This window comes from Pseudoalteromonas sp. APC 3358, from assembly GCF_030408075.1.
Classification (GTDB): Bacteria; Pseudomonadota; Gammaproteobacteria; order Enterobacterales; family Alteromonadaceae; genus Pseudoalteromonas; species Pseudoalteromonas arctica.
In genome coordinates this window covers 1-556 of sequence record NZ_JASDCE010000054.1, presented here as the reverse complement: position 1 = coordinate 556, position 556 = coordinate 1, and the positions used below count along the sequence as shown (strand labels likewise).

General features: G+C 31.8%; 1 protein-coding gene. It reads right to left on the bottom strand.

All coding sequences use genetic code 11. The features are described from left to right. Positions 1–60: 60 nt before the first annotated feature. On the bottom strand, positions 61–556 hold a 496-nt coding region (locus QL995_RS21700), incomplete at its 5' end, for a hypothetical protein (RefSeq protein ID WP_290295088.1).

Here is a 556-nt window from a genome sequence, read left to right as displayed (position 1 = left end):
TAACGCCCCAATATGCCGACGAAAAGAGCGCAGCGAGTTGAGGTCGGAATAATTGGTTTGTTAGTTTGCAATTGCCACCTTTACTACCCAAGATGATGCGTTATCTTGCTTTATTAAGCGAATATCATCTTCAACTTTACCCGACTTTATTTTTAAAGCATATATTTTTGTAATTTGCATAGGATGACCTGCAACCGCTACTAATAGCTTAAGTGGGTTACTAAAGGAGTTATAAGTTTCTCGAATTATGACAAAGTCAAAATTTTCAAATCGTTTTACGAAAAGGATTTCGTTAGCATCAAAAATTGCGGAATTATTGATAACTAATGATTGATTTTTAATACTGTAATTATGCTCTGATACAGCGCTAACCGTGTTATCTGTACTTTTATTTTCATTTAATTTAAAAGAGTTAAGATCTAAAGAATATAAAAATGACTCTTCTTTAATTAGGTTGAGCAGTTCAATTGATAGATCTTTAGAAATAGTATTGAAGCTAAATAGTAATAGTAAAAGAGATATTGATAATTTCAAAAGTGCCTCCCTGCATACTAAC